Origin of the sequence: Vibrio sp. 10N.286.49.C3, assembly GCF_041469545.1 — a bacterium.
GTDB lineage: Bacteria > Pseudomonadota > Gammaproteobacteria > Enterobacterales > Vibrionaceae > Vibrio > Vibrio tasmaniensis_A.
The window spans coordinates 53507-59511 of record NZ_JBFRKT010000002.1; the positions used below are offsets into that span (position 1 = coordinate 53507).

The 6005-nt window shown below is 43.6% G+C and carries 3 protein-coding genes; all 3 read left to right on the forward strand.

Annotated elements, in window-relative coordinates; genetic code table 11:
* The first annotated feature begins 432 nt into the window (after nt 1-432).
* Nucleotides 433-1566 (forward strand): 4-phosphoerythronate dehydrogenase, encoded by a 1134-nt coding sequence (locus AB4180_RS00580; RefSeq protein ID WP_102249271.1) that lies wholly within the window; start codon nt 433-435, stop codon nt 1564-1566.
* 12 nt (nt 1567-1578) lie between these two features.
* A complete protein-coding gene (locus AB4180_RS00585) occupies nt 1579-2592 on the forward strand; it encodes an aspartate-semialdehyde dehydrogenase (protein WP_102249272.1) in 1014 nt (337 codons plus the stop codon).
* 209 nt (nt 2593-2801) lie between these two features.
* A partial coding sequence (locus AB4180_RS00590) for a FimV/HubP family polar landmark protein (protein WP_372081737.1) occupies nt 2802-6005 on the forward strand: 3204 nt, incomplete at its 3' end.

Here is a 6005-nt window from a genome sequence, read left to right on the forward strand (position 1 = left end):
ACAAAGCTTTTTAAACATAGATTTTCAAACGTGTTTTTAAACCTTAGCTTTATAAGCTTCGCTTTAGAAAATAGTTTTTTAAATTTGAGTTTAGAAATTGAAAGGTTTCCAGAGCTTGATCAGTACTGGCTTTGGTTAGTACTGGTTGAACAGACGCAAGACTCTGTCTCCTGGAGAGCGAGATAGGATCCTTTTGTTCTGGATGTTTGCCCGATTGTTTATTCAATCGGGCATTTTTCGTTTTAGTCTTCTGACTTTAGTTTTCTAATTTCAGGTAGTTGTTCTTATTACTGCTTTTTCTTGTGCAGACTAGACGATTCAACCCTTTATTTATAATGTATTCCAATTGCTACTCGACACCGTGTGTGGAATTTTGCACAATCATTTCAATTCACATTTAGGTCGATAGACCCCAACAAAAGTACTCGCCAAATGAAAATCTTAATCGACGAAAATATGCCTTATGCTGAAGCGCTTTTTAGCCAGCTAGGGGAAGTGACAATGAAGTCTGGTCGCACATTAACGGCTGACGACCTAGTTGACGTAGACGCTTTGATGATTCGCTCTGTCACCAAGGTGAACGAGTCATTGATCAGCAAAGCCAACAAGCTGAAGTTTGTCGGCACAGCGACGGCAGGTATGGATCATGTCGACCAAGAATTGATGAAAGAACGTGGCATTTTCTTTACTGCAGCCCCTGGCTGTAACAAGGTGGGTGTAGCTGAGTACGCGTTCAGCGCGATGATGGTGTTGGCTCAGCAGCAAGGTTTCTCTGTATTCGAAAAAACGGTCGGTATTATCGGCTGTGGCCAAGTGGGTAGCTATTTAGCGAAATGCCTTGAAGGCATTGGCATTAAAGTATTGCTAAACGACCCTCTAAAACAGCAAGAGGGTGATACTCGTGAGTTTACTGAATTAAAGACACTGCTTGAGCAGTCAGACGTCATCACTCTGCATACGCCAATCACTAAGACAGGTGAGTTCCCAACGCATCATTTGATCAATGAGCAAGTACTGAACAATTTACGTGCTGACCAAATTCTGATTAATGCGGCTCGTGGCCCAGTTGTTGATAACCAAGCGTTAAAAGCTCGCTTGCAAAAAGCCGATGGTTTCACTGCCGTTCTTGATGTGTTTGAGTTTGAACCTGAAGTCGACTTTGAACTTCTTCCGTTGCTTGCTTTTGCAACACCTCACGTAGCGGGCTACGGTTTAGAGGGTAAAGCGCGTGGTACCACCATGATCTTCAACAGTTATTGTGAGTTTTTAGGTACTGAACAGCGTGCTTATGCAAGCGACTTATTACCGACAGCGCCAGTGCCTCAAATGAAATTAGATAGAGCTTGGGATGAAGCAACACTGCACAATTTGACTCAGTTGATCTATGATGTGCGCAAAGACGACGCCTTATTCCGTCGCAATATCTCTACGCCGGGTTCTTTTGACAAGATGCGTAAAGAATATTGGGACCGCAGAGAGTACAGTGCAGTCGAGTTAACGGGCGACGAATCTTGTAATTTAACGCCGTTATCTAAACTCGGTTTTATGGTAAAGCCAACTTTATAAAAGAGAGAAACAATGAGCCAAGAATTTAATATTGCTATTTTAGGTGCGACTGGTGCGGTTGGTGAAACCATTCTTGAAGTACTTAAAGAGCGTAAATTCCCTGTCGGTGAAATGCACTTACTAGCAAGTGAACGTAGTGAAGGCAAAACTTCCCGTTTTAACGGCAAAACAATACAAGTACAAAACGTAGAAGACTTCGATTGGTCTCAAGTACATATTGCGTTTTTCTCTGCAGGTAGCGAGCTTTCAGAACGTTGGGCTCCAATCGCCGCTGACGAAGGTGTGGTTGTTATCGATAACACCTCACGTTTCCGTTACGAATACGATGTTCCTCTGGTTGTGCCTGAAGTGAACCCTGAAGCGATTGCTGAGTTCCGTAACCGCAACATCATTGCGAACCCGAACTGTTCTACTATTCAGATGGTAGTAGCACTTAAACCGATTCACGATGAAGTGGGTCTTGAGCGTATTAACGTTTCAACTTACCAATCTGTGTCTGGTGCAGGTAAGCCGGGTATCGATGAGCTAGCAGGTCAAACGGCTAAGCTTCTTAACGGTATGCCAGCTGACAAGTCAGCGTTCTCACAGCAGATCGCGTTCAACTGTATTCCTCAAATTGATGAATTTACAGAGAACGGCTACACACGTGAAGAAATGAAGATGGTTTGGGAAACTCAAAAGATCTTTGCTGATTCATCAATCACGGTTAACCCGACTTGTGTTCGCGTACCAGTATTCTACGGTCACGCAGAATCTCTACACATTGAAACTCGCGCGCCAATCGGTGCAGAGCAAGTGGTTCAGCTTCTAGAGAACACGGAAGGCGTAGAAGTTTTCCAAGCTCTAGACTTCCCAACACAGGTTCGTGATGCTGGTGGTAAAGACCACGTAATGGTTGGTCGTATTCGTAACGACATCAGCCATCACAGCGGTGTGAACATGTGGGTTGTCGCTGATAACGTTCGTAAAGGCGCAGCAACAAACGCAGTTCAAATCGCTGAAGTTCTGATTCGCGATTACTTCTAAGCTTCACTGCTTTGATAAACAAGCCTCACTCTTTTAGTGGGGCTTTTTTAATCGATTGAAAATATTGTTAGTCAAATTGTGTGAAATTGCTGCGAATATTGTCGCTGCAACACATTTTTTGTTTTCATCTCTATAGCTTTACGTCGTTTATCCGATATATTTAACAGTTCATCAATTTATTCGAATTTAAGCACCTAGCTGAGCCTTTTATGTTTCAATTTTTCAAGCCGTGGTTAATGCCTTTTGCCATTCTCATGGCGACTCAGATTTCCGTTGTTCGTGCAGATTCCATTCGAGTTGTAGGGCCTAATGGCCAGATACAATCAGCGCCTACGTTTTCCGAACCTCTTCAAAGAGCACAATTGAATCGTGCTGGGCCTTCTCGTTTTTACGGCCCAACTTTGGGGTCGGAAACATTGTGGTCAATTGCCTCAAAGTTACGCCCTGATAATTCCGTTTCAGTTCAGCAAACCTTGTTGGCTATTTATCGTCTAAATCCACAAGCGTTTGAAAACCAGAATATTCACAGCTTGCTGCCTGCCAGTAATTTACGTGTGCCTTCTTCAGAGCAAGCACGTGCAAGTTCTACACAGCAAGCCGTTAACATCATGAATGCGCACCTTGCTAAGCTCGATGCTCCTGTGACTAAACCCACAGTGTCAAAGCCAAAACCAGCGCAAGCGTCAAGCCGCCCTGATGCAAGCTCAAACAATGTTGTTCCTGCAAAGCAAGTAAGCACTGCTGAAGCCGCTAAAAAACCATTGTCTCCAACTCAATCATCTCTAGCTCAATCAGCTCCAACCCGAGAGGTGAATAAGTTAGAGAAACAGCTAGAGCTTTCAGAAACTGAGCTATTGTCACTTGAAGAGAAAAACCATCAACTTCGTCTGATGTTGTCGAATGTTCAATTGGAAGTGGATGAGCTAAAAACAGAACTTAGTGACGAAGACCGCATTCGTAGCGAAGTGGAAAAGCTGCTTGATGAAGAGCGTAGAAAGAACGCTGAGATTGCAAAAATGGCTCCAAGTGCCATGGATCAATTGTTATCAAATGGTTGGTTAGTTACTGCTCTTGCGGTTATTCCAGGCCTTCTACTTGGTCTTATCATAGTGATTTTGTTGGGGCGCCGTTCTAAAAATGATGAGCAGCAGCCGACACAAGACCAACCAATTCAATCAGATGCAAGTAGCGTCGCGCCTATCGCTTTAGGCGACGAGATGGACGACTTTGATAATGAATTGTCTTTAGACGATGAACAATTTGGCAATGAAGATGATGCTGATAAGTTATTTGATGACCAAGCATCGCCTGAAGAAGATGTATTCGCAGGTTTAGATGATTCTGATCTCGATTTTAATCTCGATGATGACGATGACGACCCATTTGCGAGTATTGGCGAAAATGGTGACTTAGACACTAACTTCGATGATCTGGAGTTAGACAGCAGCAACGGCATTAGTGTCAATGGCGATGACAAGGCGCTTGGTCTTGAAGAGATGGAGCGCGCACTTGATAAAACATCAGAAAGCGAACTCGGTTCTGATGAGGCCGACTTTGATCTTTCAGATGATAACTCAATGTCGAATGAAGATATTGAATCGCTACTATCACAGGATTCTGAGACTGAAGACCTAGGCTCTAACGAACTAGACCAATCTCTATTAGACGATCTATTTGCGCTTGATGATGAAGATGATGATAGCTTCGATATTGATGCTTTAATCTCAGAAGAGCAAAGTGATTCGATTTCTAATACCGACACATCAGCAACTGATGATTTTGACATTGATGCGCTTATCTCTGAGCAACAGAGCGATACTGCACCTGTGGGTGTGAGCAACGATGAATTTGATATCGATTCGTTGATCTCAGAGCAGCAGACGTCACAACCTTCAGCTCCTAGTGTAGAAGATGATATTGATGACATCTTCGCTCAGGTTGCGGCTCAGAACGATCAAGTTAATGAGCCTATGAATCTCGATAATGATGATGAGGTTGCAGAGAATCTAAACAGCGCTTTGGCGTCTGATGATGATATCGATAACATCCTTTCTCAGTTTGATCTGCCAACCGAAAGTGAAGAAACTCAAGGCAGTGTCGACCTGCTCGATGAGCAATTGACAGGGGATGATGTTGATCTCAGTAATTCAACAGATCTCCTAGATGATATGTTGGAAGATGAATCGGATGATGAGTCTGAGAGTGATCCTCTAGGTTTTGACTCATTATCTGAACTCGAAGAACTCTCAGGCTTGTCGACCGATGATGAGCTAGATATTTCGGAAGACAGTACTGAAACCTTGGATGAGTTGATTGATGATTCTGATGATGACTTTGAACTCGATGCCGAGAGCACAGACTTACTAGATGATTTTCTAGACGATGACGCCAATGATGCTCAACTTACCGTCGAAGGTGACGAGACGTTAGATGAACTGCTAGGTAATGATCTATCAGTCGGTGAAACCGATGAACAAGATTCAGAATCTTTAGACCCATTTGATGATCTACTGACAAGTGGCATTGAAGACGAGCTTGAACCTGAAGGGAAGGCGTTTGATAAAGAGTTAGACGAAGCCTTTGGTTTTGACAACGCCAGCGATGAGTCCGAAAAGGATTCAGACGTCGAGCTTACTCCGTTAACCTCAGAAACACCTGAAGTTGAGTCTGAGCAAGCATCGGACATTAATGCAACACCACAAGCTGAAGTCGTTAGTGATGGATCGTTAGATTCGGAAATGATTCAAGACAGTGCTGACGTTAAGCCAGAAAATGATGAAGCCTTTAATCGTGATGACTTTATCGATGATTTGTTCGATGTCGCGCCGGCAACAGATGCTTTACTTGATGACTCGCTAGAAACAACAGACGAAGCATTGATTGATGAGTTAATGACTTCTGATGACAATGATTTATTGCCAGCGACAGAAGAGCCTGTTAAGTCATTAATTGAAAATACGGTTGAACCAGAGCAAGCGTCTCTTTCAGACAGCAACGAAGTGTCAGCGGAAGAAATAGTATCCGCTGAAGAAACCGCATCATCGGTTGAAGATGATGAACTGGATATCGACTCACTGCTCTCTGAGGGTTCTGATTTTGACAAACCAGTTTTTGAAGAGCGAGTTCAAGAAGAAACTGTACAACAAGAAGCAGAACCAGAGCCGAAAGAAGCCGACGCCCAAGAACAGCGTGAAGACATCGCTGCTAGTTATGAAGAGCAAGTATCGCCATCGTCTTTAAATGATCTCTCTGAAGATGATGAAGAGACGGTTGAAGACTGGTTAGCCGAAGCTATAGACGATGTAGAGTCGCCTGCGAATGTTGCCTCTGATTTTGACTTTGAACCGAAAATCCAAGGTAGCGATCAGTTTGAAGATGTCGTTGAATCCTTGCCAGAGCCAGAGCCAGAGCCA